Source organism: Micromonospora sp. HUAS YX12 (assembly GCF_040215685.1).
GTDB classification, from domain to species: Bacteria; Actinomycetota; Actinomycetes; order Mycobacteriales; family Micromonosporaceae; genus Micromonospora; species Micromonospora tulbaghiae.
Genome location: NZ_CP157974.1, coordinates 5,052,164 through 5,068,267, shown reverse-complemented (window position 1 = coordinate 5,068,267; position 16,104 = coordinate 5,052,164). Strand labels below are relative to the sequence as shown.

Below are 16,104 nucleotides of genomic sequence, written 5' to 3'. Positions count from 1 at the left end.
GATCAGGACCGGAAGGAACCGATGACGATGACCGGCACCACCACGAGCCCCACCACCCTCGACGCCGAGCGGGCCGACCTGCTGGCGGAGCTCGCCGAAGCCCGGAACATGCTGATCAACACGGTGCGCGGCCTCACCGACGAGCAGGCCGGGCAGAAGCCGACCGTCAGCGCGCTCTGCCTGGGTGGCCTGATCAAGCACGTCGCGTCCGCCGAGGAGGCGTGGCTGCGGTTCGTGGTCGAAGGCCCTTCGGTGATGTCCTTCGCCCTGCCCGAGGGCGTCACCTGGGAGGACTTCATGTCCGGCCAGGCCCGCGAGCTGCCGCAGTGGGCGATCGACCGGGAGCGGGACTTCCAGATGCTGCCCGAGGACACGCTGCCGGCCATCCTGGACCGGTACGCCCGCGTCGCCGCCCGCACCGAGGAGATCGTCGCCGCCGTCGAGGACATGTCGGCGACCTGGCCGGTGCCGGACGCGCCGTGGAACGAGCCGGGCTCGGTCCGCAGCATCCGGCGGGTGCTGATCCACGTCATCGCCGAGACCACCCAGCACGCCGGGCACGCGGACATCCTGCGCGAGACGATCGACGGGCAGACCACCACCTGAGCCGGCCGGAGACCGCAGCCGTGACAGTGCTCGACCAGCGTGCGCTCAACCGGGCGGCGCTCGCCCGGCAACTGCTGCTGGACCGCGCCGGCCTGCCGGTGACCGAGGCCGTGACGCACCTGTGCGGGTTGCAGGCACAGGAGCCGCAGGAGCCGTACGCCGGGCTCTGGTCGCGGCTGCGGGCCTTCGACCCGGCGGTCCTGTCGGACCTGCTGGTGCGCCGCCGCCTGGTGCGTACCCACCTGATGCGCCGTACCGTGCACCTGCTCGCGGCGGACGACGTGCTGGCCTGGCGGTCCCGGCACGACGCGATGCTGCGCCAGCGGGTGCTGGGTGTCTACCGCGGCGAGCTCGACGGCGTCGACCTCGACGAACTCGCCGCGGCGGCCCGCGAGATCCTCGCCGACGGCGAGCCCCGTACCAACGCCGAGATCGTGGGGGCGCTCGCCGCGCGATGGCCCGCGACGGATCGCCGGGCGCTCGGCGAGATCGTGCTCGCGCTGGTGCCGGCCGTGCAGGCGCCGCCGCGCGGACTGTGGCGGGCCACGGCCGGCGTCCGTACCGTCGCTCTGGCCCGGTGGCTGGGCCGCGACGCCGACCCGCCCGGCCCGGACGGCGACGACCCGGCCGGGCGGGCGCTGGTGCGGCGCTACCTGGCCGCGTTCGGTCCGGCCGCGTCGGCGGACCTGCGTGCCTGGTGCGGCCTCGCCGGGCTGCCCGCGGCGGTGGCGGCGGTCCGCGACGAGCTGGTGACCTTCCGGGACGCGCGCGGCCGGACGCTGCTCGACCTGCCCGGCGCGCCCCGGCCCGACCCGGACACCCCCGCGCCGGTACGGTTCCTGCCCGCCTTCGACAACGCCGTGCTCGGCTATCACGACCGCAGCCGGATCATCGACGACGCCCACCGCCACCTCTCCGTGGCCGGGGCCCGGTTCGTGCTCGTCGACGGCCGGGTGGCCGCCACCTGGACGGTCGACGCGGGCGTCGTGGTGGTCACGCCGCTGCGCGCGTTCACCCGCGCCGAGCGCACGGCCGCCGCCGAGGAGGGCGCCGCGCTGGCGTCGTTCCTGTCCGAGGGGGAGAACCATCGGGTACGCGTCGCCGTGCGCTGAGCCGCACGTCAGGCGCGCACGGCCCGGCCCATCCGGGTGACCGCCTCGGTGAGCACGGCCGGGGAGGTGGCGAAGTTGAGCCGCACGAAGCCGGCGCCACCGGCGCCGAAGACGTGCCCGGAGCTGAGCGCCACCCGCGCCCGGTCGAGGAACATCCGCGCCGGCCCGGCCAGGTCGCTCGCCACTCCCGGCCCGTCGCCCCCCTCGGTGGGCACGCCGAGGCGCCGGCAGTCCAGCCAGGCCAGGTACGTGCCCTCGGGCGGCCGCCACGACACCGTGGGCAGGTGCTCGGCCAGCAGCGACCCGAGCAGCGCCCGGTTCGCGTCCAGGCCGTCGAGCAGCCGGTCCAGCCACGGCCCGCCGGCCCGGAACGCCGCGGTGTGCGCGAGCACCCCGAGATGGCTGGGGCCGTGGCTGACCTCCTCCGGCATCCGGGCCAGGTCGTCCGCCGCGTCCGGCCCGGCGACCGCCAGCGCCGCCTTGAGCCCGGCCAGGTTCCACGCCTTCGACGCCGACACCAGCGCGAACGCGTTCTCCGCGCCCGGCACTGTCAGGTACGGGGTGAACCGCGCGCCGGGCAGCGCCAGCGGCGAGTGGATCTCGTCGGCCACCACCCGTACGCCGTGGCGGGCGGCCAGCTCGGCGACTGTGGCCAGCTCGCCGGGCCGGTGCACCACACCGGTCGGGTTGTGCGGGTTGCAGAGCAGGAACGCCGGCCGGCCGCCGATCGCGCGGGCCCGGCGGAACGCCTCCTCCAGCGCGGCCGGGTCGAGCCGCTGGTCCGCGCCGAGCGGCGCCTCGAGGACCTGCCGCCCGGCGCTGGTGACGAACGCGTAGAACGGCGGGTAGACCGGGGGAGTGACCACCACCGCGTCGCCCGGGCCGGTGACCAGGCGCAGCACCTCGACTGTGCCCATCATCACGTCCGGCACCAGCGTGGTGCGGCCGACCGGGAAGTCGGCCCAGTCCCACCGCTGCGCGGCGAACCCGCCGACCGCCTCGGCGTACGCGGTGCCGTACGAGTAGCCGGTGTCGCCCAGCTCGACCGCCCGGCGCAGCGCCTCGGCCACCGGCGGCGCCAGCGGCACGTCCTGCTCGGCGACCCACAGCGGCAGCACGTCCGGCGGGTACAGCCGCCACTTCGCGCTGGTGCGCTGCCGGAGCTGGTCGAGTGTGAGCCGGGTGAGCGGGTTGCCGTCGTCGGCGGAAACGACCATGCGGCCCACCCTAGGTTCCTCCTACCATCGCCCGATGACCCACCCGGCGTACCCGCTGCGCACACCCCGGCTGCTGCTGCGCCCGGTCACGCTCGGCGACCTCGACGACGTGCACGCCTGGCAACGCCGCCCGGATGTGGTCCGCTGGATGGCCGGCGCCGCTCCGCGTACCCGGGCGGAGTCCCTGTCGTCGGTGGCCGCGATGACCGGCGAGGACGCGCTGCGCGCGGAGGGCGACTGCCTGACGCTCGCCGTGGTGTGCGACGCGCGGGTGATCGGCGCGGTCGAGCTGGTGTGGCGCAGCGCGGCGGACCGCACGGCCGAGCTGGGGTACGTCTTCCACCCCGCCCACGGCGGCCGGGGGCTGGCCACCGAGGCGGCCGGCGCGCTGCTGGACTGGGGGTTCGGCGAGTTCGGGCTGCACCGGGTGGTGGCCCGCTGCCACGCGGACAACGAGCCGTCGGCCCGCCTGATGGCCCGGCTCGGGATGCGGCGGGAGGCGCGGCACGTGCGCAGCTACCGGTTCCGGGGCGGGTGGGCCGACCAGCTCGTCTACGCGATCCTGGCCGGCGAGTGGCGGTCCCGGCCGGTCACGGCGGGCTGACCGCGCTCAGTCCGCCCGCCCCGGCGAGCAGCACGGTGCCCGGGCCGAGGGCGTGCAGGGAGTCGATCCGGCGTAGCGCGGTGGCCCACTCGTGGACGCCGTCGTCGTCCACGCGCAGGAGGATGCCGGACCGGCGCGCGACCAGGTGACAGTCGCCGGCCGGCGCCACGCCGGGGACCGGCGGGTCGCCCGGACCGACGCGCCGCCGGACACCGCCGGTGGTCAGGTCGACGGCGGTCAGGCCGCCCAGGCTGTCGCGTAGCCAGGCGAGGGCGCCCGTGACGCACGGCGCGTCCGGGGCGAGGCCGGCCTCGGCGCGGAAGAACTCCTCGCCGTCGCCGGATCCGGCGTGGACCCGCCAGACCGTGCCGGGGCCGCACCGGAGCAGCACGTGGTCGCCGTCCACGGCGACGAGGGTGGGCCGGTCGTCGCTGTCCGCCAGCGGCTCGGGCAGGGCGAGCCGGCGCACCTCGGCGCCGGAGCCGAGGTCGAGCATCCGCAGCTCGGACACGTCCGGGGTGCCCACCAGGACGACGCCGCCGGCCACCACGGGCCGTAGCGTGGCCACCCTCGCGGCGGTGGCGAACCGGAGCGTCCCGGTCTCCCGGTGCAGCGCCCGCAGCGCGGTGTACCCGCGCCACCCGCCCACCAGCACGGTGTCCCCGGCGACCACGAGGTGGCCGGTGAACCGTGGCACCGCGGTGCGCCACACCAGTTCGCCGGTACGCAGGTCGAGGCAGTCCACCTCGTCCCGGTTCTGCGGCAGCGCCCAGCACCGATCGCCCGCCACGACCACCGCCCGGGGCCAGGCGCCCAGCGGTACGTCCCAGCGCGCGGCGCCGGTCGCGGCGTCCAGCCCGGCCAGGCGGGTGCCGCGTTCGTGCGCCACCACGTACCCGGACGCCACCGCGACGGCCTGCCGGCCGCGCATGTGTGACGGTCTGCTCCACCGCACCCCGACCCGCCGCGCGCCGGTGCGGCCGGTCATGTCGCGTGGCACTCGTCGCCGACCCGGATCTCGCCCGTGGTCAGCGGCACGAGCCGGATGCCGAACCAGGTCTTCCCGTCGTGGCGCCGGTGCCGGGCCAGCGTGCGGATCGGCTCCTTCCCGCCGGCGAGGGTCTCCGGGTCGATCAGGGTGACCGAGCAGCGGTCGCAGCGTTCGGAGACCCGGAAGTCCACGGCGCCGATGCGTACCCGGCTCCAGCCGTCCTCGGCGAACGGCGCGAACGGCCCGTCCAGCACCACAGTCGGCCGGAACCGGGCCATCGCCAGCGGCTCCGGCGCGGGCTCGCCGCGTTCCAGCGCGCCCTCGACGATCCAGTCCCGCAGCCGCCGCAGCGACGGCAGTGTGGCCACGAGCAGCGGTCCGGCGTCGGACAGGTTCAGCGGATCACCGGGGCCGCCGCCGTGCTCGGCCGACATCGGCCGGCGGCGCGGGTCGTCCAGCCAGGCCAGCCGTACGGGCCGGCCCAGCCGCGCGGAGAGCCAGTCGTGGGCCTCGTCGGCGGCGAGCCGGACCGTGTCCAGCCGGGACACGTCGGTGGCGACCGGCGGCCCGTCCACCGGTTCGGCGACGGTCAGCGACGACCCGTCGCGGGCGGTGAGCGTGATCGACCCGGAGCCGGGGGCGGCGGTCAGGCCGAGCAGCGCGGGCAGGGCGGTCGAGCCCAGTTTGCCGCCGTCGGGGCGCAGCACCACCCAGCGGCGGTCGTGACGCAACCCCCACGGCTCGACGTCGGCCCGGTCGACGTCGACGCCGCCGAGGGACTTGACCGGGTACAGGTGCACCGAGGCGAGTCGCGTCACCACGCCCTCAGCCGATCTTCGGGGTGGCGCGGTCGATGATCGCTGCGAGGTCCAGCCCGCCCGGCAGCGTCCCGTACGCCTGACCGTGGTCGCCGTCGAGCCGGGAGGCGCAGAACGCGTCGGCGACCGCCGGGTGGCCGTGGCGCACCAGCAGCGCGCCCTGGAGCACCAGCGCCAGCCGCTCCACCACCCGCCGGGCGCGCAGCTCCAGGTCGGTGTGGTCGGCGAGTTCGTCGCGCACCCGGCGCACCGAGGCGTCCAGCCGGGCGTCCGCGCCGGCGGCGGCGGCCACCTCCGCCTCGTACGCGGCGAGCACCTGCGGTTCCCGGGTGAGCGCGCGCAGCACGTCCAGCGCGGCGACGTTGCCGGCGCCCTCCCAGATCGAGTTCAGCGGCGACTCGCGGAACAGCCGCGGCATGCCGGACTCCTCCACGTAGCCGTTGCCGCCCAGGCACTCCAGCGCCTCGGCGGCGTGCCCCGGCCAGCGCTTGCACACCCAGTACTTGCCGACGGCGAGGGCGAGGCGCTTGAACGCGGTCTCGCCGTCGTCGCCGCGCGCCGACCGGTCGGTCGCCCCGGCCAGCCGCATCATCAGCACGGTCGCGGCCTCGGACTCGACGGCCAGGTCGGCCAGCACGTTGCGCATCAGCGGCTGGTCGGCGAGGTAGTCGCCGAACGCCCGCCGGTGGGTGGCGTGGTGCACGGCGGTGGTGACACCGTGGCGCATCCCGGCCGCGGCGCCGATCACGCAGTCGAGCCGGGTCAGGTTGACCATGTCGATGATGGTGCGCACGCCCCGGCCCTCGTCGCCGACGCGCCACGCCACCGCGTGCTCGTACTCGACCTCGGCGGAGGCGTTGGAGCGGTTGCCGAGCTTGTCCTTGAGCCGCATCAGCCGCATCGGGTTGCGGCCGCCGTCTGGCAGCACCCGGGGGACCAGGAAGCAGGTGAGGCCGCCGGGCGCCTGCGCGAGGGTGAGGAACAGGTCGCACATGGGCGCCGAGGTGAACCACTTGTGCCCGACGAGGCGGTAGCTGCCGTCCGGCTCGGGCCGGGCCGTGGTGGTGTTGGCGCGGACGTCCGAGCCGCCCTGCTTCTCGGTCATCGACATGCCGGCGAGCAGGCCGCGCTTGGTCTGCGGCGGGCGCAGCCCGAAGTCGTACTCGCGGGTGGTGAGCAGCGGCTCGTAGCGGGCGGCCAGGTCCGGGCTGTGCCGCAGCGCGGGCACCGCCGCGTACGTCATCGAGATCGGGCAGCCGTGCCCGGCGTCGGGTCGCCACAGGTAGAAGCCGGCCGCGCGGGCCACGTGCGCGCCCGGCCGGTCGTCGGCCCACGGCGCGGCGTGCAGGCCGTGACCGACGGCGGTACGCATCAGCTCGTGCCAGGACGGGTGGAACTCCACCTCGTCGATCCGGTGGCCGTACCGGTCGTGGGTGCGCAGCACCGGCGGGTGCTCGTTGGCGAGCCGCCCGTGTTCGGCGGCCTCCTCACCACCGGCGAGCCGGCCCAGCTCGTGCAGCCCGGGCAGCGCCCAGCCGGCGCCCTCGCGGGCCACGCCGTCGCACAGCGCCGGGTCGTCGGCGGTGTCGTGGCCGACCATCGGCGGGACCTGGTTGACGACCTCGTGTGTGGTCACGGCGGCAACTCCCAGCGCGGGTGGCGGATCGGGTCGGGCCCGGATTGAACCACCGTTCACGCCGCACCGGCAAGCGGCGGCCGACCAGTCAATTTGGCGGCATTCGTTGACATCATCCCGCTCGGGGAGAAGACTCGCCGAAACTTTCTTTTGTCCGGGAAGTGGCTAGGGGGGCCTGTGTCCAGGAAAAAGCTCGGCGTGCTCGGCGCCGCACTCACACTGACAGTCGGCGTCCTGTCCGGATGCACCGGAGGCGAGGCGGTCGACGTCGGCGGCGGGGGGAACGCCGGCGGCGCCGGTGGAGTCCTCAACGCCGCGATCGGCGGCGAGCCGGACCAGCTCGACCCGCACAAGACCTCGGCCTACTACAGCTTCCAGGTGCTGGAGAACGTCTACGACACGCTCGTCGAGCCGGACGCCGACCTGAAGATGGTGCCGTCGCTGGCGACCAAGTGGACCACCAGCGCCGACCAGCTCACCTGGACGTTCACGCTGCGCGAGGGCGTCACGTTCTCCGACGGGTCGCCGCTGACCTCCGAGGACGTCGTCTACTCCTTCGAGCGGATCATCAAGCAGAAGCTGAACAACGCGTACAAGTTCGCCACCGTCAAGTCGGTCACCGGGCCCGACCCGGCGACCGTGGTGGTGACGCTGAGCGCGCCCACGCCGAACCTCCTGGCGAACCTCGGCGGGTTCAAGGGCGTGGCGATCGTGGAGAAGTCCAACGTCGAGTCCGGCGCGGTGAAGACCGCACCGGTCGGCAGCGGCCCGTTCAAGGTGGCCGGCTACACCTCCGGCGACAGCGTCAAGCTGGTGCGCAACGACTCCTACTGGGGCGAGAAGCCGAAGCTGGACGGCGTCACGTTCACCTTCGTGAAGGATCCCACCGTGGCGCTGCAGAACCTGCGCAGCGGCCAGGTCCAGTGGACCGACAACCTGCCACCCCAGCAGGTGAAGTCGTTGCAGGACGGCGACGATCCGGTGGTGGAGTCGGCGCCCTCGACCGACTACTGGTACGTGGCGCTCAACGAGGCCCGCAAGCCGTTCGACAACCCCGAGGTGCGGCGCGCGATCGGGTACGCGCTGGACCGCGAGGCGATCACCAAGGCGGCGAAGTTCGGCCTGGCCACGGTCAACCAGACCGCCATCCCGAAGGCCAGCGCCTTCTACTACGACTACGCGCCCTACAGCCACGACCCGGGCAAGGCGAAGCAGATGCTCGGCCAGGCCGGCGTGAGCAACCTGACCATGGACCTGATGGTCACCAGCGAGTACCCGGAGACGGTCACCGCCGCGCAGGTCATCGCCGCGCAGCTCAAGGCCGTCGGCATCACCGTCAAGATCCGTACGCTGGACTTCGCCCAGTGGCTCGACGAGCAGGCCAAGGGCAACTTCGACGGGTTCATGCTCGGCTGGCTCGGCAACATCGACCCGGACGAGTTCTACTACGCCCAGCACCACAGCGGCGGCACGTTCAACTTCCACAAGTACAAGAACCCGGCGGTGGACAAGCTGCTCGACGACGCCCGCACCCAGACCGACCAGGGCGCCCGCAAGCAGGCGTACGAACAGGCGGCGAAGCAGATCGTCGACGACGCCAGCTACCTCTACCTCTACAACCCGGACGTGGTGCAGGGCTGGTCGAAGAAGGTCTCCGGCTACGACGTGCGCACCGATCGGGCGATCCGGTTCCGGTCGGTCGCCCTGGCCAAGTGATGGCCCGCTTCGTCCTGCGGCGGGTACTCCAGTCGGCGGTCGTGCTGGTCGGTGTGACCCTTGTGGTGTTCCTGCTGCTGCAACTCGTGCCGGGCGACCCGGTCCGGGTGGCGCTCGGCACCCGGTTCGACCCGCAGACGTACGAGGCGCTGCGGGAGCGCGCCGGCCTCGACCAGCCGCTGCCGGTGCAGTACGCCAGCTACCTCGGGCACGCGCTCACCGGTGACCTGGGAGTCAGCTTCCGTACCGGCCAGCCGGTGAGCCAGATCGTGCTGGAACGGCTGCCCGCCACGCTGTCACTGGCCGTCACCGCTGTGGTGTTCGCGCTGCTCGTCGCGTTCCCGCTGGGCATCGTCGCGGCGGTACGCAGCGGCTCCGCCGTCGACCACGCCGCCCGCGTGTTCAGCCAGTTCGGCGTCTCGGTGCCGGACTTCTGGATGGGCATCATGGGCATCCTGCTGTTCGCCGGGGTGCTCGGCTGGCTACCCCCGTCGGGATACGTGGCGCTGACCGACGACCCCGGCCGGTGGGCCACCCACGTGGCGCTGCCGGCGGTCACCGTCGGCCTGGTCACCGCGTCGATCCTCACCCGGTTCATCCGCTCCTCGGTGCTGGAGGTGCTCTCCGCCGACTACGTGCGCACCGCCGAGGCGAAAGGGCTGCGCAACCGGGTGGTGATCCTGCGGCACGTGCTGCGCAACGCGCTGATCCCGGTCGTCACTGTGGTCGCGGTGCAGCTGGCCAGCCTGCTCGGCGGCGTCATCGTGATCGAGGTGCTGTTCGCCTGGCCCGGCATCGGCCGGCTCACCTTCGACGCCGTGCAGGCCCGCGACTATCCCGTCCTGCAGGGCGCGGTGCTGCTCGTCGCGGCGCTATTCCTGCTGGTCAACCTGCTGGTGGACATCCTCTACGCCCGCCTCGACCCGAGGATCACGGTCAGGTGAGCGCCACGACCGAGAGCACCGGACGCCGCGTCCTCGACGCGCTGCGCCGCGACCCGCTCGCCGTCGGCGGCACGATCGTGCTCGTGCTGCTGATCGTGGTGGGCGTGGCCGGCCCGTGGCTGGCCCCGGCCGGCGTCAACGACGTCGACGTGGACCAGATGCTGCGCCCGCCCAGCGGCGCGCACCCGTTCGGCACCGACGAGCTGGGCCGCGACGTGCTCAGCCGGGTCCTCGTCGCCGCCCGCGTGTCACTGCAGGTCGGCGCCGTCAGCGTCGGCATCGCGCTCGTCGCGGGCGTGACGCTCGGGCTGCTCGCCGGCTACTACCGGGGCTGGCTGGACAGCGTGCTCATGCGCTGCATGGACGTGCTATTCGCGTTCCCGGTGCTGCTGCTGGCGGTGGCCATCGTGGCGGTGCTCGGCCCCGGCCTGCTCACCGCCATGGTCGCCATCGGCGTGGTCTACACGCCCATCTTCGCCCGGATCACCCGCGCCGGCGTGCTGTCCGTACGCGAGCAGGTGTTCGTCCGGGCCGCCGTTTCCATCGGCGCGTCCGACCTGCGCATCATGCGCCGGCACGTGCTGCCGAACATCGCCGCGCCGCTGATCGTGCAGACGTCGCTGTCGCTGGCGTTCGCCATTCTCTCCGAGGCCGCGCTGTCCTTCCTCGGCCTGGGCATCCAGCCGCCCGCGCCGGCCTGGGGCCGGATGCTGTTCGACGGGCGCGGCTTCGTCACCGACGCGTGGTGGCTGGGCGTGTTCCCGGGCGCGGCGATCTTCCTCACCGTGCTGGCGTTCAACCTGGTCGGCGACGCGCTGCGCGACGTGCTCGACCCGCGCCAGCTCACCCTGGGCGAGGCACGCAGGAGCACCGCATGAGCGAGCGCACCGAGCGAAGTGAGGGCCACGAGCGCATGCCCAGCCAGCGCAGCATGAGCGAGCGCACCGAGCGAAGCGAGGGCCACGAGCGCATGCCCAGCCAGCGCAGCATGAGCGAGCGCACCGAGCGCACCGAGGGCCACGAGCGCATGACCGACTCGACAGTGCTGTCCGTGGACGACCTGACCGTGACCGTCGGCACCCGCCGCGGCCCGGTCCGTGCCGTCGCCGGGGTGTCCTGGCAGGTACGGCCGGGGGAGACGTTCGCCCTGGTCGGCGAGTCCGGCAGCGGCAAGAGCATGACTCTGCTCGCCGCCACCGGCCTCGCCCCACGGGCTGCCACAGTCACCGGCCGGGTGCGGCTGCTCGACACCGAGCTGACCGCGCTGCCCGACGACCGCCGCCGCAAGGTACGCGGCCGGCACGTCGGGTTCGTCTTCCAGGATCCGATGACCTCGCTCAACCCGGTGCTGCCGGTGGGCCGGCAGGTCACCGAGGCGGCCGAGGAACACCTCGGCCTGACCCGCCGCGCCGCCCGCGACCGGGCGGTGGAGCTGCTGGAACTGGTGGGCATCCCGTCGGCCGCGCGGCGCGTCGACGCGTACCCGCACCAGTTCTCCGGCGGCATGCGCCAGCGTGTCGCCATCGCCATGGCGCTGGCCTGCGAGCCGGATCTGCTGATCGCCGACGAGCCGACCACCGCGCTCGACGTCACCACCCAGGCGCAGATCATCGAGCTGGTCGCCGACCTTCAGGCGCGGCTGGGCACCGCCGTCGTCTGGGTCACCCACGACCTGGGTGTGGTCGCGGGCATCGCGGACACCGTCGCGGTCATGTACGGGGGACGCATCGTCGAGCAGGGCCCGGTGGACGCGGTGTTCGACACGCCCACGCACCCGTACACCCGGGCGCTGCTGGCGGCCCGGCCGGACCCGTCCCGGCGCGGCGAGGACCTCGTGGCCATCCCCGGGTCGCCGCCGAGCCCGCTGGACCTGCCCCCGGGATGCGCGTTCTGGCCACGCTGCCCGGTACGCGCCGATCCCCGCTGCGAGCACGAGCTGCCCCCGCTGACGCCGGTCGGCGACGGGCACACGGTCCGCACCTTCTACCGTGGAGAGGCCGGATGAGCGCCGACACCCCGGACGTGGTCGCCGAGCTGGACGACCTGAAGGTGCACTTCCCGACCCCGGCCGGAACGGTCCGCGCGGTGGACGGCGTCAGTCTCGCCGTACGCCGGGGTGAGACGCTCGGGCTGGTCGGCGAGTCGGGCAGCGGCAAGTCCACAGCCGGTCTGGCGCTGCTGCGGCTGGTCGACCCGACCGCCGGGCGGGTCCGGGTGGCGGGCGCGGACGTGACCCGCTGGTCGCGCCGCCGCCTGCGCGCGACGCGGCGCCACGTCGCGATGGTGTTCCAGGATCCGCAGGCGTCGCTGGATCCACGCCGGACGGTCGGTGACAGCATCGCCGAGCCGCTGATCGTGCACCGGCTCGCCACGTCCGCCGCCGCCCGGCGGGCCCGGGTCGCCGAGCTGCTGGACCTGGTCGGCCTGCGCGCCGACACCGCGGGCCGCTATCCGCACGAGCTGTCCGGCGGCCAGCGCCAGCGCGTCGGCGTGGCCCGGGCCCTGGCCGGGGAGCCGGACCTGATCGTCCTGGACGAGCCGATCGCCTCGCTCGACCTGAGCGTGCAGGCGCAGATCATGAACCTGCTCCGGCACCTGCAACGCGACCTCGGGCTGACCTACCTGTTCATCGCGCACGACCTGGCCGCCGTCGAGCACATGAGTGACCGGATCGCGGTGATGTACCTGGGCCGCATCGTCGAGACCGGCCCGCCCGAGCGGATCTACCGGCGCCCGGCGCACCCCTACACCGCAGCGCTGCTGTCGGCGGTGCCGGTGGCCGATCCGCGCGTCGAGCGGGAGCGCCGCCGGATCGTGCTCACCGGCGACATCCCCAGCCCGGTGGACCCGCCGAGCGGCTGCCGATTCCGTACCCGATGCCCCCAGGCGCGGCCCGCGTGCGCCGAGACCGATCCGGCGCCGGCCGAGGTCGGTCCGGGCCACCACGCCGCGTGCCTGTTCCCGCTCGACGGCGAGCGCGACGGCGGCCCGGGGGAGGAGGGCGCGACGACGCGCGCCGACGCCGCCGGCGCGGCGTAGGCTCACCGCCGATGACGTTCACCACCCGGCCGACGCTGCGCGGCACGTTCGGCATGGTCTCGTCCACGCACTGGCTGGCCAGCCAGTCCGCGATGGGCGTGCTGGAACGCGGCGGCAACGCCTTCGACGCCGCCGTGGCCGCCGGGTTCGTGCTGCACGTCGTGGAGCCGCACCTCAACGGTCCGGCCGGCGAGGTGCCCGCGATCCTCGCCACCGCGACCGACCCCACGCCGCGGGTGCTGTGCGGCCAGGGACCGGCCCCGGCCGCCGCCACCGTGGCGCACTTCCGCGCGCTGGGCCTGGACCTCGTGCCCGGCGCCGGCCCGCTCGCCGCCGTGGTGCCGGGCGCGGTCGACGCCTGGCTCCTGCTGCTGCGCGACCACGGCACCCGCACGCTCGCCGAGGTGCTGGAACCGGCGATCGGCTACGCCGCCGCCGGTCACCCGCTCGTCGGCGCCGCCGGGCAGACCGTGGCGCGGGTCCGGTCGCTGTTCACCGGCCACTGGCCGACCTCCGCGCGCCTCTGGCTCCGCCACGGCCGCCCGCCCGCGCCGGGGGAGATGGTCACCAACCCGGCGTACGCGGACACGCTGCGCCGCCTCGTCGACGCCGGACGGGCCGCCGGTACGGACCGGGAGGCGCAGATCGAGGCGGCCCGGCGCGCCTGGCGGGAGGGTTTCGTCGCCGAGGCGATCGACGCGTTCAGCCGGCTGCCGTTCCGCGACTCCAGCGGGCGCGCGCACGCCGGGCTGGTCACCGGCGACGACCTGGCCCGCTGGTCGGCCACCTGGGAGGAACCGGTCACGCTGGACTGGCACGGGCACACTGTCGCCAAGACCGGCTTCTGGGGCCAGGGCCCGGTGCTGCTGCAGACCCTCTCGATCCTGGACGCGCTCGACGACCCGGCCGTCTACGACCCGTCCAGCCTGGACGGCATCCACATGCAGGCCGAGGCGCTGAAGCTCGCCTTCGCCGACCGGGAGGCGTGGTACGGCGACACCGACGTGCCGGGCTCCGCGCTGCTGTCGGCCGGCTACGCCCGTGCGCGGGCCGCGCTGGTCGGCGACCGCGCCGACACGTCGCTGCGCCCCGGCAGCCCGGCGGGAGCGCCGCCCCGGCTGCCGTCCCACCTGCGCGCCGGCGTGGACCGCCGGGCCGTCCCGCAGGATCCGAGCACCGGCGAACCCACGGTACGGGCCGACGGCGTGACCCGCGGCGACACCTGCCACGTCGACGTGGTGGACCGGTGGGGCAACATCATCTCGGCCACGCCCAGCGGCGGCTGGCTGCAGAGTTCACCCGCCATCCCGGAGCTGGGCTTCCCGCTCGGCAGCCGGCTGCAGATGTGCTGGCTGGAGGACGGGCTCGCCTCGACGCTGCGGCCGGGCCGGCGCCCGCGTACCACGCTCAGCCCGACGCTCGTGCTGCGCGACGGCGAGCCGGTGATGGCCTGCGGTACGCCCGGCGGCGACCAGCAGGACCAGTGGCAGCTGCTGTTCCTGCTGCGGCACCTGGCCGGCGGGCAGGAGTTGCAGGAGGCGATCGACGCCCCCACGTGGCACACGACGAGCTTCCCGGCGTCGTTCTATCCGCGCGAGGCCGAGCCGGGCGTGCTGGTGCTGGAGGACCGGATCGACCACGACGTGCTGGCGGGCCTGCGCGCCCGCGGCCACACCGTCCGCCTTTCCGACCCGTGGAGCCTGGGCCGCATGTGCGCGGTGACACGCGACCCGCGCACCGGAGTCCTCTCCGCGGCAGCGAACCCCCGAGGCGCCCAGGGCTACGCCACAGGCCGCTGACCCTCCCGCCCCGCCCCCGCCCCCTTCCGCGTTGATCTTGCACTTGCGGCCCCGGTATAGCGGGCACAACGGGCGCTCGGCGGGCCCAAAGTGCAAGATCAGCGGGGCCGGGGCCGGGGCCGGGGCCGGGGCGGGGTCAGGTGTCGATTCGGGTTATGTTGCGGATCTTGTTGGTGGCGTCCAAGGCTGCCACCTTGTACGCCTCCGCGAGGGTGGGGTAGTTGAAGACGGCGTCGAGCAGGTAGTCGACGGTGCCGCCGCAACCCATCACGGCCTGCCCGATGTGGACGATCTCGGTCGCGCCGGTGCCGAACACGTGCACGCCGAGCAGCCGGCCGTCCCCGGGCGAGACGAGCAGTTTCAGCATCCCGTACGAGTCGCCGACGATCTGCCCCCGGGCCAGCTCCCGGTAGCGGGCGATGCCCACCTCGAACGGGACGGACGCCTCGGTCAGCTCCTCCTCGGTCCTCCCCACGAAGCTGATCTCCGGAATGGTGTAGATGCCGATCGGTTGCAGGTCCGACATGCCGCGCGCCGGTTCCCCGCAGGCGTGCTGGGCGGCCAGGCGGCCCTGTTCCATCGAGGTGGACGCCAGCGCGGGGAAGCCGATCACGTCGCCGACGGCGTAGATGTTGTCGACGGCGGTGCGGTAGTCGGCGTCGACGGTGATCCGGCCCCGGTGGTCGGCGGTGAGCCCGGCCGCCTCCAGCGCGAGGTCGTCGGTCTGCCCCTGCCGTCCGGCGGAGTACATCACCGTGTCCGCGACGATCTTCTTGCCGCTGCGCAGGACGCAGAGCGCGGCGCTGCGGTGCTTCTCCACGGCGGCCACCTCCTCGCCGAAGCGGAAGGTCACCGACAGGTCCCGCAGGTGGTACTTCAGTGATTCGACGATCTCCTCGTCGCAGAAGTCGAGCATCCGCGGGCGGCGCTCGACCACAGTCACCTTGGTGCCGAGCGCGGCGAACAGGGACGCGTACTCCATGCCGATCACCCCGGCGCCGACCACGACCATGCTGCGCGGGACGGCCTGGAGGTTGATCACGCCGTCGGAGTCGACGATCGTGCGGTCGTCGAAGTCGACGCTGTCCGGGCGGGCCGGGCGGGTGCCGGCGGCGATGACCGCCTTGTCGAAGCTGACCCGGGTCTCCCGGCCGGAGCCGGCGTCCACCCAGACCGAGTGCGCGTCGGCGAACCGGCCGGTGCCGGTGATCAGCGAGACCTTGTTGCGGGCCAGCTGGTTGCGGATGACGTCGGTCTGCCGGGTGATCACGTGCTGGGTGCGGGCGGCCAGGTCGGCGACGGTGATGTCCTCCTTGACCCGGTAGCTGCTGCCGTAGAGGTCGCGCTGGCTCAGCCCGGTCAGGTAGAGCACCGCCTCGCGCAGCGTCTTGGAGGGCACGGTCCCGGTGTTGATGCACACTCCGCCGAGCATGTCGCGGCGGTCCACGATCGCGACGCGGCGGCCCAGCTTGGCCGCGGCGATCGCCGCCTTCTGTCCACTCGGTCCGGAGCCCAGCACCAGCAGGTCGTAGTCATACACGAGCGCCAGCCTGGCAGGGGCTCGCAACCGGTGCCAGCCGAGGCGCCCCCACGAAAGCTGATCACTGCCGTAGGGTGCGCTG

The 16,104-nt window shown here is 74.1% G+C and carries 14 protein-coding genes; 9 read left to right on the top strand and 5 right to left on the bottom strand.

Annotation, left to right across the window (positions count from 1 at the left end; genetic code table 11):
- Window positions 1-27: 27 nt before the first annotated feature.
- On the top strand, window positions 28-606 hold the full coding sequence (locus ABIH81_RS24185) for a DinB family protein (protein ID WP_349877169.1): 579 nt from the start codon (window positions 28-30) through the stop codon (window positions 604-606).
- Window positions 607-626: 20 nt separating this feature from the next.
- Complete coding sequence (locus ABIH81_RS24180) at window positions 627-1,718, top strand: winged helix DNA-binding domain-containing protein (RefSeq protein WP_349877168.1); 1,092 nt, start codon at window positions 627-629, stop codon at window positions 1,716-1,718.
- An 8-nt stretch (window positions 1,719-1,726) separates the two neighbouring features.
- Here the strand turns inward: ABIH81_RS24180 and ABIH81_RS24175 are convergent, their stop codons facing one another.
- A complete protein-coding gene (locus ABIH81_RS24175; RefSeq protein ID WP_349877167.1) occupies window positions 1,727-2,935 on the bottom strand; it encodes a MalY/PatB family protein in 1,209 nt (402 codons plus the stop codon).
- A gap of 34 nt (window positions 2,936-2,969) precedes the next feature.
- On the opposite strand from ABIH81_RS24175, the gene ABIH81_RS24170 reads away from it, so the two are divergent.
- The gene (locus ABIH81_RS24170; RefSeq protein ID WP_349877166.1) at window positions 2,970-3,539 is read left to right on the top strand and encodes a GNAT family protein; all 570 of its coding nucleotides are present in this window, start codon (window positions 2,970-2,972) and stop codon (window positions 3,537-3,539) included.
- On the opposite strand, the gene ABIH81_RS24165 is transcribed toward ABIH81_RS24170, so the two are convergent.
- Genes ABIH81_RS24165 through ABIH81_RS24155 form a run of 3 tightly spaced genes read right to left on the bottom strand, consistent with a single transcriptional unit; the run spans window position 3,526 to window position 6,984 of the window.
- On the bottom strand, window positions 3,526-4,527 hold the full coding sequence (locus ABIH81_RS24165) for a PQQ-binding-like beta-propeller repeat protein (RefSeq protein WP_349877165.1): 1,002 nt from the start codon (window positions 4,525-4,527) through the stop codon (window positions 3,526-3,528). The two genes, ABIH81_RS24170 and ABIH81_RS24165, sit on opposite strands and share 14 nt — an antisense overlap.
- Complete coding sequence (locus ABIH81_RS24160) at window positions 4,524-5,351, bottom strand: MOSC N-terminal beta barrel domain-containing protein (protein ID WP_349877164.1); 828 nt, start codon at window positions 5,349-5,351, stop codon at window positions 4,524-4,526. The genes ABIH81_RS24165 and ABIH81_RS24160 overlap by 4 nt, the downstream gene beginning before the upstream one ends.
- Before the next feature lie 4 nt (window positions 5,352-5,355).
- Entirely contained in the window at window positions 5,356-6,984 is a 1,629-nt protein-coding gene (locus ABIH81_RS24155) for an acyl-CoA dehydrogenase family protein (protein ID WP_349877163.1), read from the bottom strand.
- Window positions 6,985-7,161: 177 nt separating this feature from the next.
- Between ABIH81_RS24155 and ABIH81_RS24150 the strand changes: the two genes are divergently transcribed.
- The 6 genes from ABIH81_RS24150 (at window position 7,162) to ABIH81_RS24125 (ending at window position 14,482) form a co-directional block, all read left to right on the top strand.
- A complete protein-coding gene (locus ABIH81_RS24150; protein ID WP_349877162.1) occupies window positions 7,162-8,700 on the top strand; it encodes an ABC transporter substrate-binding protein in 1,539 nt (512 codons plus the stop codon).
- Window positions 8,700-9,644: an ABC transporter permease gene (locus ABIH81_RS24145; protein WP_349877161.1), complete on the top strand. Its 945-nt coding sequence runs from the start codon at window positions 8,700-8,702 to the stop codon at window positions 9,642-9,644. The genes ABIH81_RS24150 and ABIH81_RS24145 overlap by 1 nt, the downstream gene beginning before the upstream one ends.
- Entirely contained in the window at window positions 9,641-10,522 is an 882-nt protein-coding gene (locus ABIH81_RS24140; RefSeq protein WP_349877160.1) for an ABC transporter permease, read from the top strand. The genes ABIH81_RS24145 and ABIH81_RS24140 overlap by 4 nt, the downstream gene beginning before the upstream one ends.
- Window positions 10,523-10,671: 149 nt before the next feature.
- Window positions 10,672-11,649: an ABC transporter ATP-binding protein gene (locus ABIH81_RS24135; protein ID WP_349881189.1), complete on the top strand. Its 978-nt coding sequence runs from the start codon at window positions 10,672-10,674 to the stop codon at window positions 11,647-11,649.
- Window positions 11,646-12,683: an ABC transporter ATP-binding protein gene (locus ABIH81_RS24130; RefSeq protein WP_349877159.1), complete on the top strand. Its 1,038-nt coding sequence runs from the start codon at window positions 11,646-11,648 to the stop codon at window positions 12,681-12,683. The genes ABIH81_RS24135 and ABIH81_RS24130 overlap by 4 nt, the downstream gene beginning before the upstream one ends.
- A gap of 11 nt (window positions 12,684-12,694) precedes the next feature.
- Window positions 12,695-14,482, top strand: coding sequence for a gamma-glutamyltransferase family protein (locus tag ABIH81_RS24125; RefSeq protein ID WP_349877158.1), 1,788 nt, complete (start codon window positions 12,695-12,697; stop codon window positions 14,480-14,482).
- Window positions 14,483-14,618: 136 nt separating this feature from the next.
- Here ABIH81_RS24125 and sthA read toward each other — a convergent pair whose 3' ends face one another.
- Window positions 14,619-16,022: a Si-specific NAD(P)(+) transhydrogenase gene (gene sthA, locus ABIH81_RS24120; protein ID WP_349877157.1), complete on the bottom strand. Its 1,404-nt coding sequence runs from the start codon at window positions 16,020-16,022 to the stop codon at window positions 14,619-14,621.
- Window positions 16,023-16,104: the final 82 nt, after the last annotated feature.